General features: G+C 62.5%; 20 protein-coding genes, 1 tRNA gene and 2 pseudogenes. 9 read left to right on the forward strand and 14 right to left on the reverse strand.

What is annotated here, in order from left to right:
* Positions 1-40: 40 nt before the first annotated feature.
* The 3 genes and pseudogenes from EBQ26_RS10785 to kdsA form a co-directional block, all read left to right on the forward strand.
* A pseudogene (locus EBQ26_RS10785) lies at positions 41-1,594 on the forward strand (polyhydroxyalkanoate depolymerase); the annotation flags it as partial.
* A 359-nt stretch (positions 1,595-1,953) separates the two neighbouring features.
* On the forward strand, positions 1,954-2,715 hold the full coding sequence (gene rsxB, locus EBQ26_RS10790; RefSeq protein ID WP_122239043.1) for an electron transport complex subunit RsxB: 762 nt from the start codon (positions 1,954-1,956) through the stop codon (positions 2,713-2,715).
* 163 nt (positions 2,716-2,878) lie between these two features.
* Positions 2,879-3,736, forward strand: a complete 858-nt coding sequence (kdsA, locus tag EBQ26_RS10795) for a 3-deoxy-8-phosphooctulonate synthase (protein ID WP_122239045.1) — start codon at positions 2,879-2,881, stop codon at positions 3,734-3,736.
* Positions 3,737-3,961: 225 nt separating this feature from the next.
* On the opposite strand, the gene EBQ26_RS10800 is transcribed toward kdsA, so the two are convergent.
* The 4 genes from EBQ26_RS10800 to EBQ26_RS10815 all read right to left on the reverse strand — a co-directional run bounded on the left by EBQ26_RS10800 (position 3,962) and on the right by EBQ26_RS10815 (position 8,043).
* Positions 3,962-5,488 carry an ABC transporter substrate-binding protein gene (locus EBQ26_RS10800; protein ID WP_122239047.1) on the reverse strand — a complete coding sequence of 509 codons (1,527 nt, stop codon included), beginning with the start codon at positions 5,486-5,488 and terminating at the stop codon, positions 3,962-3,964.
* Between the two features lie 137 nt (positions 5,489-5,625).
* Positions 5,626-6,306, reverse strand: coding sequence for a hypothetical protein (locus tag EBQ26_RS13060; RefSeq protein ID WP_122239049.1), 681 nt, complete (start codon positions 6,304-6,306; stop codon positions 5,626-5,628).
* Between the two features lie 40 nt (positions 6,307-6,346).
* The gene (locus EBQ26_RS10810) at positions 6,347-6,862 is read right to left on the reverse strand and encodes a hypothetical protein (protein ID WP_122239051.1); all 516 of its coding nucleotides are present in this window, start codon (positions 6,860-6,862) and stop codon (positions 6,347-6,349) included.
* A gap of 2 nt (positions 6,863-6,864) precedes the next feature.
* A complete protein-coding gene (locus EBQ26_RS10815) occupies positions 6,865-8,043 on the reverse strand; it encodes a JmjC domain-containing protein (protein ID WP_122239053.1) in 1,179 nt (392 codons plus the stop codon).
* Positions 8,044-8,098: 55 nt separating this feature from the next.
* On the opposite strand from EBQ26_RS10815, the gene EBQ26_RS10820 reads away from it, so the two are divergent.
* Complete coding sequence (locus EBQ26_RS10820) at positions 8,099-8,623, forward strand: FKBP-type peptidyl-prolyl cis-trans isomerase (RefSeq protein WP_122239080.1); 525 nt, start codon at positions 8,099-8,101, stop codon at positions 8,621-8,623.
* Positions 8,624-8,763: 140 nt separating this feature from the next.
* On the opposite strand, the gene EBQ26_RS10825 is transcribed toward EBQ26_RS10820, so the two are convergent.
* The 10 genes from EBQ26_RS10825 to EBQ26_RS10870 all read right to left on the reverse strand — a co-directional run bounded on the left by EBQ26_RS10825 (position 8,764) and on the right by EBQ26_RS10870 (position 17,773).
* Positions 8,764-9,123 (reverse strand): tRNA-binding protein, encoded by a 360-nt coding sequence (locus EBQ26_RS10825; protein WP_122239055.1) that lies wholly within the window; start codon positions 9,121-9,123, stop codon positions 8,764-8,766.
* Positions 9,124-9,188: 65 nt separating this feature from the next.
* Positions 9,189-9,264: transfer RNA gene (locus EBQ26_RS10830), tRNA-Lys, on the reverse strand.
* Positions 9,265-9,313: 49 nt separating this feature from the next.
* Entirely contained in the window at positions 9,314-10,135 is an 822-nt protein-coding gene (locus tag EBQ26_RS10835; protein WP_122239057.1) for a tRNA threonylcarbamoyladenosine dehydratase, read from the reverse strand.
* Complete coding sequence (gene ybgF / locus EBQ26_RS10840; protein ID WP_238944314.1) at positions 10,132-10,863, reverse strand: tol-pal system protein YbgF; 732 nt, start codon at positions 10,861-10,863, stop codon at positions 10,132-10,134. The genes EBQ26_RS10835 and ybgF overlap by 4 nt, the downstream gene beginning before the upstream one ends.
* 5 nt (positions 10,864-10,868) lie before the next feature.
* Positions 10,869-11,408 (reverse strand): peptidoglycan-associated lipoprotein Pal, encoded by a 540-nt coding sequence (gene pal / locus EBQ26_RS10845; RefSeq protein ID WP_122239060.1) that lies wholly within the window; start codon positions 11,406-11,408, stop codon positions 10,869-10,871.
* A gap of 83 nt (positions 11,409-11,491) precedes the next feature.
* Positions 11,492-12,805 carry a Tol-Pal system beta propeller repeat protein TolB gene (gene tolB, locus EBQ26_RS10850; protein WP_122239062.1) on the reverse strand — a complete coding sequence of 438 codons (1,314 nt, stop codon included), beginning with the start codon at positions 12,803-12,805 and terminating at the stop codon, positions 11,492-11,494.
* 240 nt (positions 12,806-13,045) lie between these two features.
* On the reverse strand, positions 13,046-13,807 hold the full coding sequence (locus tag EBQ26_RS13065) for a pseudouridine synthase (protein ID WP_238944315.1): 762 nt from the start codon (positions 13,805-13,807) through the stop codon (positions 13,046-13,048).
* Between the two features lie 945 nt (positions 13,808-14,752).
* Complete coding sequence (locus EBQ26_RS10860; RefSeq protein ID WP_238944316.1) at positions 14,753-15,439, reverse strand: anaerobic ribonucleoside-triphosphate reductase activating protein; 687 nt, start codon at positions 15,437-15,439, stop codon at positions 14,753-14,755.
* Entirely contained in the window at positions 15,420-15,647 is a 228-nt protein-coding gene (gene nrdD / locus EBQ26_RS10865; RefSeq protein ID WP_238944317.1) for an anaerobic ribonucleoside-triphosphate reductase, read from the reverse strand. Before nrdD ends, EBQ26_RS10860 begins: the two co-directional genes overlap by 20 nt.
* 77 nt (positions 15,648-15,724) lie before the next feature.
* Positions 15,725-17,773 (reverse strand): ribonucleoside triphosphate reductase, encoded by a 2,049-nt coding sequence (locus tag EBQ26_RS10870; protein ID WP_122239065.1) that lies wholly within the window; start codon positions 17,771-17,773, stop codon positions 15,725-15,727.
* 779 nt (positions 17,774-18,552) lie between these two features.
* Between EBQ26_RS10870 and EBQ26_RS10875 the strand changes: the two genes are divergently transcribed.
* The 5 genes and pseudogenes from EBQ26_RS10875 to EBQ26_RS10895 all read left to right on the forward strand — a co-directional run bounded on the left by EBQ26_RS10875 (position 18,553) and on the right by EBQ26_RS10895 (position 21,564).
* On the forward strand, positions 18,553-18,969 hold the full coding sequence (locus tag EBQ26_RS10875; RefSeq protein WP_122239066.1) for a DUF3780 domain-containing protein: 417 nt from the start codon (positions 18,553-18,555) through the stop codon (positions 18,967-18,969).
* A complete protein-coding gene (gene darT, locus EBQ26_RS10880) occupies positions 18,966-19,610 on the forward strand; it encodes a type II toxin-antitoxin system toxin DNA ADP-ribosyl transferase DarT (protein ID WP_122239068.1) in 645 nt (214 codons plus the stop codon). The genes EBQ26_RS10875 and darT overlap by 4 nt, the downstream gene beginning before the upstream one ends.
* A 17-nt stretch (positions 19,611-19,627) precedes the next feature.
* On the forward strand, positions 19,628-20,686 hold the full coding sequence (darG, locus tag EBQ26_RS10885; RefSeq protein WP_122239070.1) for a type II toxin-antitoxin system antitoxin DNA ADP-ribosyl glycohydrolase DarG: 1,059 nt from the start codon (positions 19,628-19,630) through the stop codon (positions 20,684-20,686).
* A gap of 59 nt (positions 20,687-20,745) precedes the next feature.
* A complete protein-coding gene (locus EBQ26_RS10890; protein WP_122239072.1) occupies positions 20,746-21,075 on the forward strand; it encodes a type II toxin-antitoxin system PrlF family antitoxin in 330 nt (109 codons plus the stop codon).
* Positions 21,072-21,564: pseudogene (locus tag EBQ26_RS10895) on the forward strand (type II toxin-antitoxin system YhaV family toxin). Before EBQ26_RS10890 ends, EBQ26_RS10895 begins: the two are co-directional and overlap by 4 nt.
* The last annotated feature ends 311 nt before the right edge of the window (positions 21,565-21,875 follow it).

A 21,875-nucleotide genomic window follows, 5' to 3' on the forward strand; every position in this document is an offset into this window, starting at 1 on the left:
CGACGCCTTTGATAAAAGTCAAAAATTCTTATCCGTCGCCATGCTCTACCAGATTTACGAAGCGCAACGCGCCATTTCCGAACCTTTTGCCGACTTCGCCAAGGCGTCATCCAAACTGTTCTCCAACCCCTTGTGGGCCATGTCGGAAACGCCGCTGGCCCAGCGCATCGCCGCAGGGTATGACCTGCTCTACCGCCTGGGCAAAGACTACGTCAAGCCCACCTTTGACATCAAAACCGCCGATGTGGGCGGTACGGAAGTGGCGATTCACGAACGTATCGATTTGGATTTGCCCTTTTGTGAGCTGCGCCGCTTCAAACGCTTCTCCGACAACCCCGCCACTTTGGAGCGCATGCTCAAGCACCCTGCGGTGCTGATCGTGGCGCCGCTGTCGGGCCACTACGCGACCTTGCTGCGCGAGACGGTGCGCACCATGCTTGCGGGCCATAAGGTCTACATCACCGACTGGAAAAACGCCCGCATGGTGCCGCTGAGCGAGGGCGAATTCCACCTGGACGACTACGTCAACTACGTGCAGCAATTCATCCGTCTGCTGCAACAAAAGCACGGCAATTGCCACGTGATGAGCGTGTGTCAGCCCACCGTACCCGTGCTGGCTGCCATCTCGCTCATGGCCAGCCGTGGTGAAAAGCTGCCGCGCTCGATGGTGATGATGGGCGGCCCGATTGATGCGCGCAAAACCCCCACCACCGTCAACGATCTGGCCGTCAAGCGCAGTTTTGAATGGTTTGAAAACAACCTCATCTACCGCGTCCCCTACGGCTACCCCGGTGAAGGCCGCCGCGTGTACCCCGGCTTTTTGCAATACAGCGGCTTCGTGGCGATGAACCCCGACCGCCACGCCAGCAGCTATTACGATTACTTCCGCAACCTCATCCGCGGCGATGACGACGCCACGGAATTCCACCGCAAGTTCTACGACGAATACAATGCGGTGCTGGACATGGATGCGAACTACTACCTCCAGACCATCGAAACCGTGTTCCAGAAGTTCAAGCTGGTCAATGGCACCTGGGATGTGCGCAACCCCGAAGGCAAGCTTGAGCGCGTCAAGCCCGCCGATATCCGCGGCGTTGGCCTGATTACGGTGGAAGGCGAGCTGGACGATATCTCTGGCAGCGGCCAAACCGAGGCGGCGCACGGCCTGTGCAGCAACATCGCCAAGGGCGATCGCGCCCATGTGGAAGTGGAAGGTGCTGGCCACTACGGGATTTTCAGCGGCAGCCGCTGGCGCAAAGTGGTGTACCCGCAAATCCGCGACTTCATTCTGCGCTTTGAACCGTCGCAAAGCGACGCGGCCAAGGCCCCAACAACGCCCCCAAAGGCTGCTCAGACCGCCCCGGCTGCCGCCAAAGCGCCTGCTGCGGTGAAAAAAACGCCCGCCACCGCGCCCAAAGCCAAAGCTGCGAGTGCGGCTAAAACCGCTGCGAAAACGACGGCTTCAAAAACAGCCGCCTCAAAAACCACGGCCGCAAAAACAACCGCCCCCAAAGCGGCTGCGCCCCAAACAGCCGCTGCCAAAGAGGAAAAGCCCCAAACAGCGGCTCCTGAAGCCACTGCCCAAAAGGCTGCAACTCCCAAAGCTGCTGCTGCTAAAGCCGCCACACCGCAGCCTGCCGTGCAATGGCCCAGCAGCCGCGCCAAAGCCGAGCCGCAAGCCCAGGCTGAAGCCAAGCCTGCCACGGCGGCTGCCCCTGCCGCCCAGTCGGATGCCAAAGTCCAGGAGCCTGCCCCGCAAGCACCAGCCTCCGAGCGCAAAGCTGCAGAAGCCGCTCCTGCGGCGGCAACCAGCGCACCTGCGGCAGCGTCTGCGCCACAAGCTCAAGCCGCAGCTGCTGAGGCCCAGCCTGCCAGCGCTGCGCCTGCTGCAGCCAAGTTGACAGACGCCAGCGACAAAAAAGCCTGAGGCGCGCTGCGCAGAGGCCCGATGCCATGAGTGACGATGCCGCAACCCTGGCGCGGGCCATTGACGCGGCACTGCCCCAAACGCAATGCACGCGATGCGGCTATCCTGACTGCCGCAGCTACGCGAGAGCCATTGCGTTTGAAGGCGCGGCCATCAACCAGTGCCCGCCCGGCGGCGCGGAGGGCATTGCCCGGCTGGCGGCCCTGACGGAGCAGCCCATCGTGCCGCTGAGCGCCGAGCATGGCGCAGAGAGCGTGCGGGCTGTCGCCCTCATTGACGAAAACTGGTGCATTGGCTGCACGCTGTGCATCAAGGCCTGCCCGGTGGACGCCATCGTGGGGGCCAACAAGGCCATGCACACCATTTTGGAGGCCGATTGCACGGGCTGTGAGCTGTGCGTGCCCGTCTGCCCCGTCGATTGCATCGCCATGCAGCCCGTGACCGACACGACGGGTTGGGCGGCCTGGAGCGCGGCCCAAGCTGCCCAGGCGCTGGCGCGTTACCAACGGCGCAACGCCCGTCTGGAGAGCGCCAAAAGCCGCCAGCCTGCCCAGGCGCGCGCCCGGCGCGCCAGCGCGGCGGCTGGGGATGCCAGCGCTGCTGCGCCTGCACAAGGTTGGGCGCAAGGCGTGGCGCCCCAGGCTTCCGCCACGTCTGAGAAGGCGGTGACGGCGGTGAAGGCCGCCCCCTCCAAAGCGGCGCTGCTGGCCGCCATCATGGAAAAAGCCAGCGCCAAACGCAGCGCCCATGCCTTGGCGGCCGATGCCAAGGCCGACTCCAGCCGGTGATGTGCTGCATGGCCAAGCCAGCGCGCCAGAGGCACTGTCGATACCCCCGTTAGGTACCCGTTAGGCCCGCGCGGCTCGCCGCTTGCATATTCCCACCACGCGCGCCACGGTGACCGCGCTGCACCGACAATGGCGCCTTTGCGCTTGCACAACCAACAGCATCATGAAACTCTGCCATTTCGACATCGGCCTTGACCGGCCCTTCTTCCTCATCGCCGGCCCCTGCGTGGTCGAATCCGAGCAACTGCAAATGGACGTGGCCGGGCAGTTGAAAGAAATAACCGCCGCGCTGGGCATCCCCTTCATCTTCAAAAGCAGCTACGACAAGGCCAACCGCTCCAGCGGCGCCAGCTTTCGCGGCCCGGGCATGGAAAAAGGGCTGGAAATCCTGGCCAAGGTGAAGAAAGAACTGCAGCTGCCCGTGCTCACAGACGTGCACACCGAGGCCGAAATCCCCGCCGTGGCCGCCGTGGTGGACGTGCTGCAAACCCCCGCCTTTTTGTGCCGCCAGACCGACTTCATCCGCGCCGTGGCACAGTCGGGCAAGCCGGTGAACATTAAGAAAGGCCAGTTCCTCAGCCCGCACGACATGAAAAACGTCATCGCCAAAGCCCGCGCCGCTGCGCGCGAAGCGGGCCTGCCCGAGGACAACTTCATGGCTTGCGAGCGCGGCGCCAGCTTTGGCTACAACAACCTGGTTAGCGACATGCGCAGCCTGGCCATCATGCGCGAGACCGGCGCGCCCGTGGTGTTCGATGCCACCCACAGCGTGCAACTGCCCGGCGGCCAAGGCACCAGCAGCGGCGGCCAGCGCGAAATGGTGCCCGTGCTGGCGCGCGCGGCGGTGGCCGTGGGCGTGGCTGGCCTGTTCATGGAAACGCACCCGGATCCGAACAACGCCCTCTCCGACGGGCCTAACGCCGTGCCGCTCAAGCACATGAGGGCGCTGCTGGAAACTCTGCTGGCGCTGGATGCGGTGACGAAGCAAAACGGTTTTCTGGAAAACGACTTCAGCGCCTGAAGGCCGCGCCATGGCGTGGCGGCCTCCAGGCATTTTCAAATCAATAAGAAAAAATAAACCCCTGTTTCGGCAACAGGGGTGGGAAGTAATTTTTCTTTTGATGTGAAAGCAACTTGCAAGGGGTTGATTGCAATTTTCTCAATCAAAAGGAAATGAAACTGCCCTTTTTCGGCATATTGGGTAGAAAGTTGATTTTTCTTTGATTGGTTGCGTCAGCCCGGGCCGTCAGTTGGCCCAACGCAGGGCGGAGAGATCGTTGACAAACACCGGCATATCGCGCCACAGGCCGCGCAACTCGCTGCGCGCCACCGTCACCCACTGGGGCTGGTAGAGAAAGCCGTTGACGCTGTCCTCGGCCAGCATGCGCTGGGCCTGGCCCAGCAGGCGGGCGCGCTCGGCGGGCTGCACGGCGTTGCGGATTTGCTCCCATAGATCGCGGAAGGTCTGCGAGTCGTAGCCCCAGTAGTAGGCGGGGTTGGCGTAGTTGTCCAGATCGAACGGCTCCACGTGCGAGATCATGGTCAGATCAAAGTTGTGGTTTTTGTACGTGTTGCTCAGCCACTGTGCCCATTCCACGTTTTGCAGTTGCACCTGGATGCCCACTTTGGCCAGCATGCCCGCGATGACGATGCCGCCCTGGCGTGCATAGGGCGTGGGCGGCAGCGTCATGCGCAGCTTCAGCGGCGCGCTCACGCCTGCTTCCTTGAGCAGGGCGCGGGCTTTGTCCAGGTCGTAAGGGTTGATGCCGGTGGTGTCGATGTAGCCAAAGGCGCCGGGCACGTAGTGGCTGCCAATGGGCACGCCATAGCCGTTGCCCGCGCTTTCGATCACGGCCTTGCGGTCGATGGCCGCCGCAATGGCGCGGCGCACGCGCACATCGTTGAGGGGCTTGCGGCGGTTGTTGATGGTGAGGATGGTTTTGGCGCGCGAGCCGCTGACGATGACCTGGAAAGCGGGGTTGCTCTTGAACGGCTCCAGCCCGCGCGAGGTCATGCGTGGAAAGACGTCCACATCGCCCGCCAACAAGCTGGCCACGCCGGCGGCGGGGTCGGAGATGAAGCGGAACACGGCGGTCTGGATCGGCAATTGATCGGCGCGGGGGTAGTCGTCCCAGCGCTGCAGCGTCAGCGAGGTGCCGCGCATCCAGCGCGCCAGGCGGTAGGGGCCGGTGCCCACGGGGGCACTGGCGTTCTTGGCCACGCTTTTGGGCTCGACGATGATGGCCGTGGCCTGGCCGAGGATGAACAGCAGCTCCGGCTCGATCTCGGCGTTGGTGATGCGTACGGTGTAGTCGTCGATGACTTGCGTGGTCAGCTTGGCAAAGACGGATTTGTCCTTGTTGGTGCTTTTGTCGGATTTGGCGCGGTCAAAGCTGAACTGCACGGCCTTGGCGTCAAACGGCTCGCCGTTGTGAAAGCGCGCCCCGCGGCGCAGCCGGAAGGTGTAGGTGCGCAAATCGGGCGAGACATCCCAGCTCTCGGCCAGCAGCGGCATGACGCTGCCGTCGGGGTTGATCTTGGTGAGCGTCTCGTAAATGTTGTAGAGCGTGACTTCGCCCACGGCCGATGCGGCGTTGCTGGTGGGGTCCAGCCCCGAAGGCTCCAGCACCATGCCGATGGTGAGGGTGGATTTGCCGCCAGCGCCAGCCTGCACAGGCGCTCGCGCAGGCTCGGCGCCTACCGTGCCCGCAGGCACCATGCAGGCGGCCACAAGGGCCGCGCCAGAGGTCAGTACTGCTCGCCGCTTCAACATGCGTTGGGTTCTCCTAGGGTTAAAGGGTAGGGGGCTTTCCAAAGGGCGCGCATTATTTCACGCAGACAAAAAAAGCGCCTGCTGCGCAGGGGCAGCAGGCGCTGGGGCGATACGCCCTGGTTGTTGCGCTGCGGGGGTTACTTGGCCACGTCAGCAGCAGCGTCAAGCGCATTGCTTGGTTGCACGGCTGGCGGTACGGCTGGCTGAGCGGCGGCTTGCCCGGCAGCGGGCATTTGCACGGGCGCAGGGGCGGCGGGCGTTTGCGCTGCGGTGGCCGCTTGTGTGGCCGCAGCAGCTTGGCTCAATGCTTTTTCGGCCTCTTCCAGCTTGGCGGCGGAGTTTTGCAGCGCATCGCCTGCTTGGCTCAGGCGCGCGCCAGCGGCTTGGGCCGCATCGGCGGCCATGCTCTTGGCCGCGCGCTCTGTGTCAGCAGCCATTTCTTTGGCCGCTTGCATGGTGTTGTCAATGGCTTGGCTGGTGGCCTGTGCAGCCTGGCTGGCCGCCTCTTTGGCGGCGTCCACCTGCTTCTCAACCGCTTGCGCAGCGTCGTGGGCGGCTTCTTTGGCGGCATCGACGGTCTTGTCCATGGCCTGGGTGGCATCGGCTGCTGCGGCTTTTGCAGCGTTGGAGGCGTCTTCCAGCGCCTGCTTGGCGGCATCTGCTGCCGGGGTTGGCGCGGGTGTGGGGGCCGGGGTGACAGGCGCGGGGGCTACGGGGGCCGGTGTGGGCGCTGGCGCGGGTGCGGGCTCTTCCTTCTTGCCGCAAGCGACGATGAGGGTGGCGGCCAGCAGGGCGGGGGCGATGTGACGCAATGGCATGAGCAAATCCTTTCAGTGAGAAAAATCAAAGCCAAAAAAATCAGAGTCCCAACGGCTGGCTGCTGAATCCGTTGACGGTGCGACTGTCCAACCATTCGCTGGCTTGCTCGCTCACTTGCTGCACCAGTACGGGATCTGCGCCGTAAACGCCGATGAAAAACTCGGGCCGCGTGAGCCATGCGGCTTGCGTGCCTGCCAGGATGAAGCTGGGGGTGTCGCCCGCGAACTGGCGCACGACTTTGCGCCCCAGCACCAGATGATCCCAGCGCTGGCGCCAGGCGACAAAGCGCGGATGGGCGCGCACGAGGGTGTCGAACTCGTTGGCGATGAGCAGCAGTTGCCGCTGGGGATGCAGCCAGGCGCGCAGGGCATCGAGCACTTCGGTGTCGGAGAGCGGCCAGCGGGCAAAGCTGGGGTCGCACCAGACGATGCGCGGGCAGGCTTGCTGCTGCGCGGCGGCCAGGCTGCCCAGCAGCGTTTCGCGCCATTGGGCAATGCCGGTGATGGTGTGGCGCTGCTCTGGGGCAGGGGGCGCTTCGGGTGGGGTCGGTTCCACTGTCAGTCGCTCCGGGTGAAAAACAACCAAGCCTGCTCAGCCCAGTCTTGCAGCACTTCCTGAGCCTGCTCGCTCAGGCGGGCGGCTTGCTTGGCATCCAGGTGGCGCTGGTCGGCCAGCAGGCGCAGCAGGCGCGCGTCTTTGCCGCCCATGCGGTAGCTCTCGCCATTGATGTAGAGGTAGCGCTGGTCGTAAAGCATGCGGGTTTTGCGGTTGAGCGCCAGCGCTTGCCCCGCCGCGGGTTGGGCGGGTGCATCCGCTGCGTCGAAATCCACGCCCGGGGCAGGCTCGCTGAGGTATTCGCCCAGAATTTGCTCCAGCGCATGGGGCTGTTGCAGGCGTTGCATGGCGGCTTGGCGCGCAAAGTCCTGCAAGGCTGGGGGAATGGAGCCCGATTGAGCGGTGGCCTCCTGGCGCGGGTCGCGGTAGAGCACGCCGGGGTGCGGGTTGCTGGCGTCGGCGCATGCTTCGTCCTCGTCCAGCTCCTGCGGCTCGGCCAGGCGTTCGAGCAAGATGGTGGCCAGCTCGGCCTGCTGGGGTGAGCGAAAGCCGATGGAATACGTCATGCAGTCGCCGCTGTGGGCAATGCCGTCGTGGGCGTAGCCCGGTGGCAGATACAGCATGTCGCCGGGCTCGAGCACCCATTCTTCTTCCGGCTCGAAATGCTCCAGGATGCGCAGCGGCACGCCTTGTTGCAGCGTCAAATCCTTTTGCCGCCCGATGCGCCAGCGCCGCTGGCCCTGGGCCTGGAGCAAAAAGACGTCGTAGCTGTCGAAGTGCGGGCCGACGCCGCCTTCCTCGCTGGCGTAGCTGATCATCAAATCATCCAACCGCGCCTGGGGGATGAAGGCAAATTGCTGCAACAGGGCGTGCGCGCCCTCATCGTGCAAATCCACGCCTTGTACCAGCACCGTCCAGCCTTTTTGCGTGCGCGGGGGCAATTGTTTGGGCGCAAACGGGCCTTGGCGCAATTGCCAGCCCGCGCCGGTTTGCTCCACCAGCCGCGACTGCACGTCCTCCCGCGCAGCCAGGGCCAGCAGCGCCTTGGCCGATACCGGCGGCACAAAGCCGGGGATGGCCTGGCGCACCAGCAGCGGCTTGCGCTGCCAGTGCTTGCGCATGAAGCGCGCCGGGTTTAAGCCGCCCAGCAGGGCCAGGGGGGCGTCGATGGATAAAGGCATGGCAGGGAACCTCCGTAACGAAGTGGATGCGCGCAAACTGCGACAATCCGCCCCCATGGAAATCATGAAGAAAACCGTAGTGGCGCTGACCTGGGTGCTCAAGGACGGCCAAGGTGAAGAACTGGATGTGTTGGAGCAGCCCGTCGAATTCTATGTGGGCGGCATCGACCTGCTGCCCAGCATCGAGCAGGCCCTGCTGGGCAAGCGCGAGGGCGAGCGCGTGGACTTGCAATTGGAGCCGCACGACGCTTTTGGCGATTACGACGAGCAACTGGTGTATCTGGAGGAGCTGGCGCTGTTCCCCGAAGGCTTGAGCGAAGGCATGGTGATTGAGGGCAGTGCCTTGCCGCCGCAGGCGCGCTCGCAGGTGGCGCCCGATGTGCTGCTGACGGTGACCGAGCTGTACCCCGAGCATGTCGTCCTCGACGGCAACCACCCCCTGGCCGGCATGGCCTTGCAACTGCACTTGCGCATCCACAGCGCGCGCCCCTCCACGCCCGAGGAGCAGCGGCGCGGCTCTGCGGGCACAGGCTTTTTCCGCATCCTGCCGCAAGCGCCCGGCTCGGATAGCCTGCATTGAGGATATCTTCTATTTCAAAGAATAAAAAATTCCCTTGTTTCTGCAACGTGAGTATTGAATCGATTTTACTTTGAATTGAAATTCATGCGATGTCTGCAACGCCCCGCATTAGCGCGGGGGCGGCCATCTTGGCCAGTGCATCACAGTAAGCGCGTGCCCAGCGGCACCTCTTTATCGGGCACGCACAAAGCCACATGCCCCTGGGCATCGTGAAAGCCGGTGACCAAGCATTCGGACTGGATAGGGCCAATCTGCTTTTTCGGAAAGTTGACCACCGCCACCACCAGCCGCCCCACCAAATCCTGCGGCTGGTAATGGTGGGTGATTTGCGCGCTGGACTTGCGCGTGCCCAGCTCGGGGCCGAAATCGACGTGGAGGATGTAGGCGGGCTTGCGCGCCTGGGGGAAAGCCTCGGCGCGGATCACGCGACCCACGCGCAATTGCACTTTGGTGAAATCGTCCCAGGTGATGCTGGGCATGGGCTGGCTGGCTTGGCTCATCCGTCTCTCCTGCTTGCCATGGAAAAAGGGCTTACGCCATCGCTGACGTAAGCCCTTTTCTCGATTGGTAGGTCGTACAAGATTCGAACTTGTGACCAACGGATTAAAAGTCCGCTGCTCTACCAGCTGAGCTAACGACCCGTTATCTCTCTCCAAACAGTATGAACTGCCGGAAGCCGCGCATTGTAGCCTATTTTTTGGCGTCGGCAACCATTTTTTCAATCACCCAGCCCGCTGCCACCATGCCAAAGGTCGCCGTCACACAAACGGACGAGCCATAACCCGCGCAATTGAGGCTGCTCTCCTGCTGCGCAGCGCAACTGGCGTGCGCGGTTTTGACCTGTTCGCGGCTGAACACGCAAGGCACGCGCATGGGTTTGCCCTGCTGGGGAAAGCCGTCGTAACGGCGCAGGCGGTAGCGCAATTGCGCCAGCAGGGGATCGTGGGTGAGCAGGCCCAAGTCCTGAACCTCCACCTTGTGCGCCTGGGTGCGCCCGCCCGCCGCGCCCACGGTAATGAATGGCTTGCCGCGCGCCACCATCAGGCTGGCGATGGCGGCTTTGGCGCGCACCTGGTCGCAGGCATCAATCACTGCATCGATCTCCGCGCGGCCCAGCCATGTGGCGGTATTGGTTTCGTCCAGAAACTCCTCCACGCATTGCACCTGGCACAACGGGTTGATCTGGGCGATGCGCGCTTGCATGGCCTGCACCTTGGCTTGGCCCAGGGTATCGGTCAGCGCATGGATTTGGCGGTTGATGTTGGAGGCGGCGATGTGATCCAGATCGATCAGCGTGATGCGCCCGACGCCACTGCGCGCCAACGCTTCGGCGGCCCAGGAGCCGACGCCGCCAATGCCAACAACGGCCACATGGGCTGCGTGCAGCCGCGCCGCGCCCGCCACACCGTAGAGGCGTTGCAGGCCGCCGAAGCGGCGCTGCCATTGGGCGTCATCAGGCGGCAGCGCTGCCGACTGTGCCTGCGGTGCTTTCAATGCCGGACCTGCGCTCATTTGAGGCGGGTCAGGCTTTCGCGCGCTTCCTTGGCGGCGGACGAGTTGGGATAGACCTTGACGAGGTTTTGCAGGGTCTGGCGCGCACCGGCCACGTTTTTCAGCTCGATTTGCGATTTGGCAATGGCCAGCGCCGCATCGGGCGCTTGCGCGTGCTGCGGCGCTTGCTTGAGCATGGCGTTGAAGGTTTCAATGGCACGGTAGTACTCGCGCGTGGCGTACAGCGAATTGCCCAACCAGAATTGGGCCGAAGGCGCGTAGCTGCTGTCGGGGTATTGCGCAAGAAATTGCCGGAACGCATCGCGCGCGCCTTGGTATTGGCCTTTGCGCAAGTGTTCCAGCGCGGCCTCAAAAGCTTGTTGCTCGGCGGGTTGTGCGGCCGCCGATGCGGCGTCACCGCCTTGCGCGGGCTGGGCTTCAAACGCCTGAAGGCGCGATTCGGCTCGGCGCAGGTTTTGCTGCAATTCCTCGTTTTGACCGCGCAAGCTTGCCACTTCGTTGCGCAAGACGCCGATTTGCCCTTGCAGCTCCATGAGGATGGAGCGCACTTGCTGGATTTCGGCGATAGCGCCCTGGTCGGCCTTGTGCAACTGCTCAACCTGGGCGCGCAGGTCAAGGATGGCGCGCCGGGCATCGCCATCCTCAAACAAAGCGTGGGCTGCGCCAGGCAACAACAGCGCGGCCGCTGCTGCAATGGCGCCCAATGACGGTGCCGCAAATCGCTTCATGGCCATCACTTGTTGTAGCGGATCTCGACGCGGCGGTTCTCCGCGTGCGCATCCTCGTTGTGGCCCATGGCTTTGGGTTTTTCCTTGCCGTAGCTGATGGCTTCAAGCTGCGCGGCGGACACGCCAATCAGCTCCAGGGTTTGCTGCACGGCTGCGGCGCGGCGCTGGCCCAGGGCCAGGTTGTATTCGCGGCCGCCACGCTCATCGGTGTGGCCTTCCAGGGCGACGGTGATGTTGCGGTTGGCGCGCATGAATTCGGCGTGCTTTTGCAGCGTGGCCTGGTATTCGGGCTTGACGACGTAGCTGTCGAAGTCGAAGTAAATCGTGTGCGAGACGTTGACAGGCCCCTGGCCCGGAAGGCTGGACATGGAAACGTCAAACCCCGGCACCGTGCTTTGCGCGCCCTGGTTGGGGTCGTAAGCGCCAGTGGGCGTGCCCGTGCCCGCCTGGGCCTGATCGGCCAGCTGGGTTTTGGAGCTGCAACCGGCCAACGCCACGGCGGCGGCCAGCATGGAATAAGCGATGGTTTTTTTCAAAGTCAACATGGACCTCTCTCCTCTAAAAAGCACTTGGGTGCGTGAACTCGGCAACTCAAAAAACGCGGGCGGCGCATCGCCGACCCTTGGGATTACCGCAACAGCGGCCCCCAGGCCGGCTCGCGGATTTCGCCTCCCTTGGCTGCGAGGCGCACCTTGACCTTGCCGTCAACGGTGGTGGTCATCAATGCGCTGGAGCCGCCTTGCCGCGTGGCATAGACGATCAATTGGCTATTGGGAGCAAAGCTGGGGTGTTCATCGGCCGATGTGTCGGTCAGCGCCTGCACGCGGCCAGAGGCCAAATCCTGCACGTGCAGGCGGTAGCCGCCGGTGCGGGAGATAAAGGCCAGGTAGGCCCCATCGGGGCTGATGGACGGGGAAATGTTGTAGCCGCCAGAGAATGTGACGCGCTGCGCGCCGCCGCCAGCGGCGCCCATGCGGTAGATCTGCGGCGCGCCGCCACGGTCGCTGACGAAGTAGATGTATTGGCCGTCGGCGGAATAGACCGGCTCGGTATCGATGCCCAGGCTTTGCATCAGGCGCCGTGGCTCGCCGCCGCCAGCGGCGATGGTGTAGAGCTGCGAGCCGCCATCGCGCGTGAGGGTGACGGCCAGGCGGCTGCCATCGGGCGCCCAGGCGGGCGCGCTGTTGGAGCCGCGAAAGTTGGCCAGCAAACGGCGCTGGCCGGTGGCCACGTTGTGGACATAGACCACGGGCTTGCGCGACTCAAACGAGACGTAGGCCAACTGGCGCCCATCAGGCGACCAGGCCGGCGAGATGATTGGCTCGGGGCTGGTCAGCGCTGCCTGGGCGTTTTCGCCATCCGAGTCGGCCACCCACAGCGAGTAGCGCCCGGCCTTGGTGACGTAGGCGATGCGGGTGGAGAAGATGCCGGGCTTGCCCATGACCTTCTCGTAAATGAAGTCCGCAATGCGGTGTGCGGCCAGGCGCAAATCGGCGGGCGCGACGACGTAGCTTTGCCCGCCCAAGTCCTGCCCCGCATCGCCACGGGTGGTGTCCCACAGGCGAAAGCGCACTTCGTAGCGGCCATCGCCCAGGCGGGTGACGCTGCCTGCGGCGAGCCAGCTCGCCCCGCGTTGGCGCCAGACGTTCATATCCGGGCGGGCTTGCTCATCGAGCGGGATGCCGCCAGCGTCGATATTCCTGAACGAGCCGCTGCGCTCCAGATCGGCGCGGATGATGTGCGAGAGGCGCTGGGGCGACTGCTCCTCGCCGCGGAAGCTGGCGATGCCAATGGGATGTTGCGAGTTGTGCCCGGTGATAAGCACAGTGGGGCTTTGGGCCAACAGTTGCGGCGCTGCGCCCGTCGCCACAACGGCTGCCAGGGCGCTGCGGCGTGTGATCGCTGGGGTTGGCGCGCCCGGCGACAAACGATGCTGATTCATGTGTTTTCCCATTTCTGCGCGGGCCTCGGGCATGAACGCGCCCTTGCCGCACCGGGCCGGATTGTGCCCCAAAGCCACCGCCGCGCCGGCCTCGTCCGCCGCCTGCTGCGACTTGTTACCTTGTTGTGCGCCGCAATGCCTGCTCCTTCTTCTATTTACAAATCAAAGTAAAATAAATTCTAATGCCATCATGCCGAAATGACATTGTTTTATTTCTTTTGATTTGAAATAAAAGTGTATCTAAATCGCCTCATCATCGGCCAGATAGCGCCACTGGCCCTGGGGGAGCTGGCCCAGCGGCAAGCGCCCGATGCGCACGCGCTTGAGCGCCGTCACATGCAGGCCCACCAGCGCGCACATGCGGCGGATTTGCCGCTTTTTGCCCTCGCGCAGCACGAAGCGCAACTGCTCCGGGTTTTGCCAATCGACTTGTGCGGGCAGCAGCGCTTTGCCGTCCAGCTCCAAGCCGTGGCGCAGCCGCTGCAAGCCCTCGGCGGGGAAGGCCGCTTGCACGTTTTCGCTCACCTCCTCACCCGTGGGCGAGCGCCAACTCACGCGCACCAAATATTCCTTTTCAATCGTGCTGTCCTCGCCAATGATGCGCCGGGCCAGACGGCCGTCTTGCGTGAGCAAGAGCAGGCCCGTCGAATCGATATCCAGCCGCCCCGCCGGGGCAAAGCCTTTGAGCGAGGCGGGCGCGCCGCGCCGTCCGCCATGCGCGGGCATCCACTGGTTGGCGTGGGTGATCAGCCGCAGTGCAGGCGTGTGGCCATCCTCGGCCTGGCCGCTGACATAGCCCACCGGCTTGTGCAGCACGATGGTGGCGCGCCGGGCCTGGCGGGCGCGGGCCAGCTCCGCCACATCCACCACATCGCCCGGCAGCACTCGCTGCCCCATTTGGGCTGGGTGCCCATTGATGCGCACCCAGCCCTTCTCCACCCATTCATCGGCTTCGCGGCGAGAGCACCATTGGGCGTCCGCCAAATATTTGTTCAGGCGCACGCCCTGGGCTTGTTGAGGGGGGAGGGGGGTGTGCGAGGCGGTGGAGTGAGGGGCTGATGCTCCAGAGTCTGCCCGGTTCGCTCGGTTCGCCCGGCCGATTGGGCGAGGCGTTGGCGGTTGTGTTGGTGCTGCCGCCGTCTCAAAGCGCCGCGCCTGCCGTTGCGCTTGTGGGCGATCCCCCTGGTGTTGCGGCGGGCGCGACGATGCGGCGAAAGGCTGAGCGGGCCGGCCGCGCGCATCACCCGCGCGATGGCGCGCAGCGCCCGTCCGGGCATTCGGGCCGCTTGTGGGCGCGGGCCGGGCAGCGCTGCTCCCCGTGCGTGCGCCCGATCGCGCCCCTGCACTGGCGGCTCCTGCCGGGCGCTTGGGCTTGGCAGTGCGCCCGGCCGGGGAGCCACTGGCTGGCGCGCGGCCCGATGCCGGCTGCGCCGACGAGGCCGCAGACCGCGTGAATGCAGCGCGCCCCGCGCCATTGGCCGACTGGCGCCGGGCTGCCCCGCCGTTGCCGGGCTTTTGTCCGCTGTTTGGCCCTTGCTTCAACCCACCTGGGTTGGTCGCCTCCGCGCCTTTGCGCAACCGCTTGCCGCCAGGGCCAGGCCGCAAGGCGGCACGGCGAGGCTGCCGACCTGCGGCGGACTCCGCACGGGCATCTTTGGGGGGCAGGGAGAGCGTTTGGCGCTTGGGCGGGCTGGACTCGGACATGGCGAAGAGGAGCTAAACGCCCCCACAACGAGGGCGGAAAAAGCGGGGGATTATCGGCTTCTCTCTCGGGAGCAGCCTGCAAGAGCGTGTTGCGAACTTGGTGCCAGATGGCAGAGCCGCTCCCCGTGAACGAGGTGTCAAGGTTCTATTGTTTGTATTTCAAAGGAAAATTTTATTGCTTGTTTTGGCTTGATGATATTGAATAATATTTTCTGATGATTTGAAAAAAACATGGGGCGGCGTTTATGCGCGCCGCAAGGTAAAGGTGGCAAAACCTGCGCCAAGCTGGGCGACATCCTCCGGCGTCAACGACCAGGCGGGCGCACCAGGAGCGCGGCATTCCTGCAATGCCCAGTGCCGCACGCCCTGTGCACGCAAGGCGTCGGCCAAGTCCAGCAGTTGTGCCACGCCAAATAGCTGTGCATGCCATGTGGTGCGGCACTCGTAGGCTACGCCGCTGGCCAACAGTGCGCCCAGCGCCTCGAAGGCACGGGCACCGCTGCCTGGTGTGGCCGTAATGGCGTCGTATTGAGCCAGCGGCGCTTTGATGTCCAGCCCTACCCAATCGAGCTTGGGCAACAAGGCGGCCAGGCGCTCGGGGTACATGCCAGCGGTATGCAGCGCCACTTGCATGCGCAGATTGCGTACGGCCTCCACCGCCGAGCCCAGCGCTGTTTGCAAAGTAGGCTCTCCACCCGAAAAAACGACGCCATCAAGCAAGCCCTGGCGCTGGCGCAGCAAAGCATCCACCTCGGCCCAGCGATGGCGCGGTGGCGTGCCTGCCTGCAGCAGGGTGCCGTTATGGCAGTAACCGCAGCGCCAAGGACACCCCTGGCAGAACACCACAGCAGCTAAACGGCCGGGGAAGTCAATGGTGGTAAAGGGCGTAATGCCGCCAATGCGCAAGGCATCAGCCGTGGGGTTGGGCACGGCCTGGCTCGATGAAGAATTGGCGTTCGCGATGCTCGCCTTGCTTGCCAACGTTGAAGCTGGCTACGGGGCGGTGGTAGCCCATGACGCGAGTCCAGACTTCGCATGGCTGCCGTTCGGCATCGCTCAGTTGCACCTCGGCAGCATTGGGCGTGCGGGCATCCGGTGTGGCATTGAGACGGGAAGAAGGGGTGGTTGGGGTTGTCATGGTCAATCCTTTTGATGCAGCAAGGTTGAAAAAGCTTGAGAAAGCAACGGAAACAGCATGCGCGATGCGATGGCGCGTCAGGACACAGCCAGATCGATGCCCGCCAGGCCACTGGTGGCGGCCTGCTGCGCGCGTTTGGCTTGCAAACGCTCCTCATCGCACTTGGGGCAGTAAGCGTGCTCGCCAGCCAAGTAACCATGCACGGGGCAGATGGAGAAGGTGGGCGTGATGGTGATATAGGGCAAGCGAAAGTGCGTCAGCGCCCGCCTCACCAGCTCGCGGCAGGCGTGGCCGCTGGAGAGGCGCTCTCCCATGTACAAGTGCAGCACCGTGCCGCCGGTGTATTTGGACTGGAGGTCTTGCTGGCGCGCCAGCGCCTCAAAAGGGTCGCTGGTCAATCCGACGGGTAGTTGGGAGGAATTGGTGTAGTACGGTTGTGCGGCTGTGCCTGCTTGCAGAATATCTGGCCAGCGTTTTTTATCTTCCTTGGCAAAGCGGTAGGTCGTGCCCTCGGCGGGCGTGGCCTCCAAGTTGTAGAGGTGGCCGGTTTCCTCCTGAAACTGCACGATGCGCTCGCGCACGTGATCCAGCAGGCGCAGTGCAAACTGGTGGCCCCATGCGCTGGTGATGTCATGTGCATCGCCAGTGAAGTTGCGCACCATTTCGTTGATGCCATTGACCCCCAGCGTGGAAAAGTGATTGCGCAACGTGCCCAGATAGCGCTTGGTGTATGGGAATAAGCCCTGATCCATCAGATGCTGAATGAGCTGGCGCTTGACCTCCAGGCTTTGCCGACCCAGCTCCAGCAGTCGGTCCAGCGCAGCCCACAGGGCGGCCTCATTGCCTGCATGCAAATACCCCAGACGTGCGCAGTTGATGGTGACGACGCCCAGGCTGCCCGTTTGTTCAGCGCTGCCAAACAAGCCGTTGCCACGCTTGAGCAGCTCGCGCACATCCAACTGCAAGCGGCAACACATGGAGCGCACCATGTGTGGCTCCAACTCAGAATTGATGAAGTTCTGGAAGTACGGCAGGCCATATTTGGCCGTCATATCGAAAAGCAGCGCGGCGTTTTCGCTGTCCCACGGGAAATCGCGCGTGATGTTGTAAGTGGGGATGGGGAATGTGAACACACGGCCTTTGGCATCGCCCGTGGTCATCACATCAATATATGCGCGATTGATCACGTCCATTTCCGCTTGCAGGTCGCCATAGCAAAACGGCATCTCCTGTCCGCCAATCACCGGCGTCTGGTCGCGCAAGTCCTCCGGGCAAGTCCAGTCAAACGTCAAATTGGTGAATGGCGTTTGCGTGCCCCAGCGCGAGGGTACGTTGAGGTTGTAGATCAGCTCCTGCATGCACTGGCGCACTGCCGCATAGTCCATCCGATCCTTGCGCACAAAAGGCGCCATATAGGTATCGAATGAAGAAAACGCCTGCGCCCCTGCCCACTCATTTTGCAAAGTGCCTAAAAAGTTGACGATCTGCCCCACCGCTGAGGACATGTGCTTGGCTGGGCCTGCCTCCACCTTGCCGGGCACGCCATTCAGGCCCTCGGTCAACAGCGTGCGCAACGACCAGCCAGCGCAATAGCCGCTGAGCATATCCAGATCATGGATATGCAAGTCGCCCTCGCGATGCGCTTGACCAATCTCGGGTGCATACACATGTGAGAGCCAGTAGTTGGCCGTCACCTTGCCCGCCACATTCAAAATCAGCCCCCCCAGCGAATAGCCTTGGTTGGCGTTGGCATTGACGCGCCAATCAGCACGGGTGAGGTATTCGTTAATGGAGCTTTCCACATCCACCAGCGTCTTCATGTCCACCCCCAACGCTGTATGGCGCTGACGATAGGCCCTATAGGCACGTGCTGTCACCATGTGGTTGGCCATGATCAGGCATTGCTCCACTGCATCCTGAATCTGCGCAATCGACAGTGCGCCACTGCCAAAGCGCTGTGCCAATGCCTTGACCGTCGAATCCGTCAACCGCGCCGCTTCGTCCTCCCCAAACTCCCCGCTCACCATCCCTGCCCGCGTGATCGCCGCAAAGATGCGCGCCTTCTCAAAAGCCATGCGTTGCCCATCATGATCGATCACACTGCCGGGCATCTCGATAGTCGACATAAATATCCTCTTGGACACTAGATGTAGTGTGCATTGTCTTTTATAAACACTACATCTAGTATGTGAAAGATCAAAAACCACTTGATTTTTGTACCCATCCGGACAGTGCAAATGAGGGCGCTCCCTTTAGTTGGCAGTCTTTCAGCAGGTGTTCTGAGCAGCCGAAGTAACGCTCGATGGAGAGAGGTTTCGAGGCGAGGAGGGTCCCACGCAGGTAGGCAGGAGAGACAGCTACAACGCGCTGGAGAGTTGGGTCACCCATGTCTGTCGGTGGGCTATCAAGGCAAAAATGGCTTTTGTTCCCCGATATGTTCCCCGGTCTTGCTCTGGCTGCCAATATTCTTCCTTGTGCTTCCTTGCTGCGTAATGCCTTGATTTCCCAATGAAAAAGGCCGCCAGGTGGTCTTTCCTAGCGGCCTCTGTACAAGGTATTGGTGGTGGTGAGGCGACGCCGCGCGCCCTTATACGGTTGCAATGGGCCTCAATGAGCTGCAATGTACACCGTTCGGGAGCGATTCTGCGTTTGACGATTTGGTCGCAAAAGGGCCGTTAAGCAACGCGTCAAACGCACCCAGCTTAGCTTTTTGGCAGAACGGCGCGTTCATGGTGCTCATGCCAACAACAATGCCAGTCACCCGTCACTCATCCCGAACGCCTGGAGAGCCACCTCTTTCAAACTTCGACAAGGCAGCAGGCCGAGGCGGATTTCTGCCTTGCATTGTTGAAGTCAAGTCGATACGGTAAAGTACTGTGCGTTTACGGTGGCTTCTGGAGAGGCTATGGCCGGAGTCAAGACTGCCACGCTCACATTTCGTAATGCGGTGATCGACCGCGATCTGCTAGGTCGTCCCCGATGGACCGCCTTCCGCGCCGAAATTCAACGAGCCTTTGACGCTCGTCTGGTCGCGCACGGCATTGAGCCCGGTGCTTGGGAGGTCGGCGACAGCTCGGCGGATCGGTTGTTCGGCAAGGAATTATGCGTACTGGCCTGGCTCGTCGAGCAGATAGAGGGGGTTCCAGTTGCTGTGCGCAATTGGTTGGCGCCGAGCCCGGAGAAGCGCTGGCGCGCAGCGCTCAAACACGCCTTGGGCGATGTGGCGCAGAGCGAACTGCTTGCTCCTCGTGCCCGATGCGGTAAGCCTGCACAGGAAGTTGCCTTGGTCTCATTGGGGTTGTTAGGAGGCGAAGCGCCATGAACGACGTACCCCCGCAGCCGAAGATCTACCACATTGCACACGTAGATCGTCTGCCCTCCATCGTGGCAACAGGTGGCCTCTTGTCGGACGCAATGGTGCAAGCGCAGGCGCTGGGCGGAACGATGATTGGGATGAACCCCATCAAGCAGCGTCGTTTGACTGAGCTTCAGCTTGCAAGTCATCCCGGCTTGTTCGTCGGTGCCTGCGTGCCGTTTTACTTCTGCCCGCGATCCGTGATGCTTTATTTGATCCACCGGCGCAACGCAGAGCTGGCTTACCAAGGTGGGCAAGCGTCCATCATCCACTTGCAGGCGGATTTGGGCGCAACTGTGGCCTGGGCTAATGCGCAACGCGTGCGCTGGGCTTTCACGCTATCAAACGCTGGATCGTATTTTTTTGAAGACCGCAATGACTTGGCGCGTCTTGGTGAAATCAATTGGGTTGCGGTGCAGGCGAACAATTGGAGTGGCGGCCTGAAAGAAGGCAAACAAGCTGAGTTTCTGTTGGAGCAACATTTTCCGTGGCACCTGATCGAACGCATCGGCGTGCACTCGGCCACGATCTATCGACAAGTTGTTAACGTCCTTCCGGCGCACGGACACCGGCCTCCGGTTGAAGTGCGCCCGGACTGGTATTACTGAATGAGAGGAGCACAGCCATGATTGAGTACACCTCGGGCGACATCCTCCAGTGTGAGGCCGACGCACTGGTCAACACCGTCAATTGCGTCGGCGTGATGGGGCGTGGCATCGCCTTGCAGTTCAAGAACGTCTACCCCGAAAACTTCCAGGCTTACGAGGCCGCCTGCAAACGCGATGCCGTGCAGCCTGGTCGCATGTTCGTTTTTGAGACGGGGCAGCTCACGTTGCCGCGCTTCATCATCAACTTCCCAACCAAGCGCCACTGGCGCGGCAAGAGCCGCATTGAAGACATTGATGTGGGTCTTGTCGATCTGGTCAATGTCATCCGCGACAAGGGCATTCGCTCCATCGCTATCCCGCCGCTGGGCGCAGGCTTGGGTGGGCTGGACTGGAAAGAGGTGCGCCCACGCATTGAGCGCGCACTGGCAGAGCTTACCGACGTACGCGTGCTGGTGTTTGAGCCCAAGGGAGCCCCGGCCAACGACAAGATGGCGCATGTGCGCGAGGCACCCAAGATGACGGCGGGTCGCGCCGCCTTGGTCGAACTGATGCAGCGCTATCTTGGCGGCCTGCTTGACCCTTTTGTCACTCTGCTGGAAGTCCACAAGCTGATGTACTTCATGCAGGAAGCCGGCGAGCCGCTGCGACTCCAATACGTCAAGCATCACTACGGCCCTTACGCCGAGAACCTTCGGCATGTGCTGAAGGCGGTGGAAGGCCATTTGATCATGGGTTATGCCGATGGCGGCGATGAGCCAGACAAGCCGCTCACGTTGGTGCCCGGTGCGGTGGAAGACGCCAAGAAGTATCTGGATCAGCACGACATCAGCCGCGCCCGTTTCGAGCGCGTAACTAAGCTGGTCGAGGGCTTCGAATCACCTTACGGGCTAGAACTCCTCGCCACAGTGCATTGGGTGATAAGCCGCGAGGGGGCCACACAGCACAAGAGCGTAGAACGACAGGTCTATAACTGGAATGCACGCAAGCAGCAGTTCACCCCGCGCCAGCTTGCCATTGCCGAAGAGCGGCTACGCTCCCACGGCTGGCTGTCACCGGACGCGATTTCGACCCATTGAGGATTCGGCAGGCAATGCACTTGCGTTGAAGGCGTCCACCTCTTTGACCGACGAGTGCCATGCCCACCACCCTGGAAGTCCAATCCATGTTGACCGACCGCTACCAGACCACGGTGCCGGAAACCGTGCGTCGTGTCCTCAAGCTCGGCGAGCGCGACAAAATCCACTACACCATCCGCCCCAGCGGCGAGGTGGTGCTGACCCGAGCCAAGATGTCCGAGGGCGATGACCCGGTGCTCGGACAGTTCCTGGGCTTCCTGGCCCAGGACATGACTCGCCATCCTGAGCGCCTGCAGTTGGTGGACACAGCCCTCGTCCAGCGTCTGCAATCCCTGGTCGGCGGCGTCGAAGTCGATCTCGATGCAGCCCTGTCAGCAGACGATGAATGAGCACGGGCACGCCCGCACCCTTGGTCGTTCATGGTTGGACGGTCTTTGCCCATCCGCTGTTCCTTGCACAGATTGAAGCGCTGGTACAACAGGTCGAGGTCTTGAAGCAAAAGGACCCTCGGGTACGTGAAAAAGAACGCCAGCAAGCGATTGGCGGCCATCACGAAGTTGGCCTTCGAAGATCCGGCCCGACCGGAGTATCGCCAAGGCAGCACCCTTGGCGACGATCACGAGCACTGGTTCCGCGCGAAGTTCTTCCAGCAGTACCGATTGTTCTTTCGTTATCACGCGCCCAGCAAGCTGATCGTGTTCGCGTGGGTTAACGACGAGGACACCAAGCACGTCTACGAGAGCCACGACGACACCTACCGGGTGTTCCGCAAGATGCTGGAAAGTACTCATCCTCCTGACGACTGGAACCAGTTGTTGACCGCGGCTCGGGCTGAGGGGCAGCGCTTGCAGCAGTTCGCCGCTGGCGTCACGCCGTAAGGCTTGGTTTCTGCGGTGAGGGGGAAATATGCTGTTGGTCAGGCACCAGACGTCCGGCCATTCCCCAGTTATCCCCCGTACGTTTTGAAGCCCCGTGCTATTGCTTTGCCTGATCCTATTCACCCTGCTCGTGTATTTTTGGCTCGCCCCAATTCGATGTCACAAGAGAGCCTCCCGGTATCGCCGCGCTCCTCTCACCCCCACCGACAGCGAAGCGGCTGCGCAAAACCAGGGGCAAGTGCGCATCGGCCAACCCAAGCCCCAGTGGGTAGTGAAAGAGGTGTTGCGTATCAAAGCCCAGATGGGCAAGC

This window comes from Allofranklinella schreckenbergeri, assembly GCF_003703475.1.
GTDB lineage: Bacteria > Pseudomonadota > Gammaproteobacteria > Burkholderiales > Burkholderiaceae_C > Lampropedia > Lampropedia schreckenbergeri.

Excerpts from the sequence above, each read along its gene's own strand:
- EBQ26_RS10870 (WP_122239065.1), bottom strand. The coding sequence starts at position 17,773 with ATGTCGACTATCGAGATGCCCGGCAGTGTGATCGATCATGATGGGCAA.
- EBQ26_RS10825 (WP_122239055.1), bottom strand. The coding sequence starts at position 9,123 with ATGAGCCAAGCCAGCCAGCCCATGCCCAGCATCACCTGGGACGATTTC.
- rsxB (WP_122239043.1), top strand. The coding sequence starts at position 1,954 with ATGAGTGACGATGCCGCAACCCTGGCGCGGGCCATTGACGCGGCACTG.
- pal (WP_122239060.1), bottom strand. The coding sequence starts at position 11,408 with ATGTTGACTTTGAAAAAAACCATCGCTTATTCCATGCTGGCCGCCGCC.
- EBQ26_RS10820 (WP_122239080.1), top strand. The coding sequence starts at position 8,099 with ATGGAAATCATGAAGAAAACCGTAGTGGCGCTGACCTGGGTGCTCAAG.
- nrdD (WP_238944317.1), bottom strand. The coding sequence starts at position 15,647 with ATGACAACCCCAACCACCCCTTCTTCCCGTCTCAATGCCACACCGGAT.
- kdsA (WP_122239045.1), top strand. The coding sequence starts at position 2,879 with ATGAAACTCTGCCATTTCGACATCGGCCTTGACCGGCCCTTCTTCCTC.
- EBQ26_RS13060 (WP_122239049.1), bottom strand. The coding sequence starts at position 6,306 with ATGCCATTGCGTCACATCGCCCCCGCCCTGCTGGCCGCCACCCTCATC.
- tolB (WP_122239062.1), bottom strand. The coding sequence starts at position 12,805 with ATGAATCAGCATCGTTTGTCGCCGGGCGCGCCAACCCCAGCGATCACA.
- EBQ26_RS10800 (WP_122239047.1), bottom strand. The coding sequence starts at position 5,488 with ATGTTGAAGCGGCGAGCAGTACTGACCTCTGGCGCGGCCCTTGTGGCC.
- darG (WP_122239070.1), top strand. The coding sequence starts at position 19,628 with ATGATTGAGTACACCTCGGGCGACATCCTCCAGTGTGAGGCCGACGCA.
- darT (WP_122239068.1), top strand. The coding sequence starts at position 18,966 with ATGAACGACGTACCCCCGCAGCCGAAGATCTACCACATTGCACACGTA.
- EBQ26_RS10890 (WP_122239072.1), top strand. The coding sequence starts at position 20,746 with ATGCCCACCACCCTGGAAGTCCAATCCATGTTGACCGACCGCTACCAG.
- ybgF (WP_238944314.1), bottom strand. The coding sequence starts at position 10,863 with ATGAAGCGATTTGCGGCACCGTCATTGGGCGCCATTGCAGCAGCGGCC.
- EBQ26_RS10815 (WP_122239053.1), bottom strand. The coding sequence starts at position 8,043 with ATGCCTTTATCCATCGACGCCCCCCTGGCCCTGCTGGGCGGCTTAAAC.
- EBQ26_RS10875 (WP_122239066.1), top strand. The coding sequence starts at position 18,553 with ATGGCCGGAGTCAAGACTGCCACGCTCACATTTCGTAATGCGGTGATC.
- EBQ26_RS10835 (WP_122239057.1), bottom strand. The coding sequence starts at position 10,135 with ATGAGCGCAGGTCCGGCATTGAAAGCACCGCAGGCACAGTCGGCAGCG.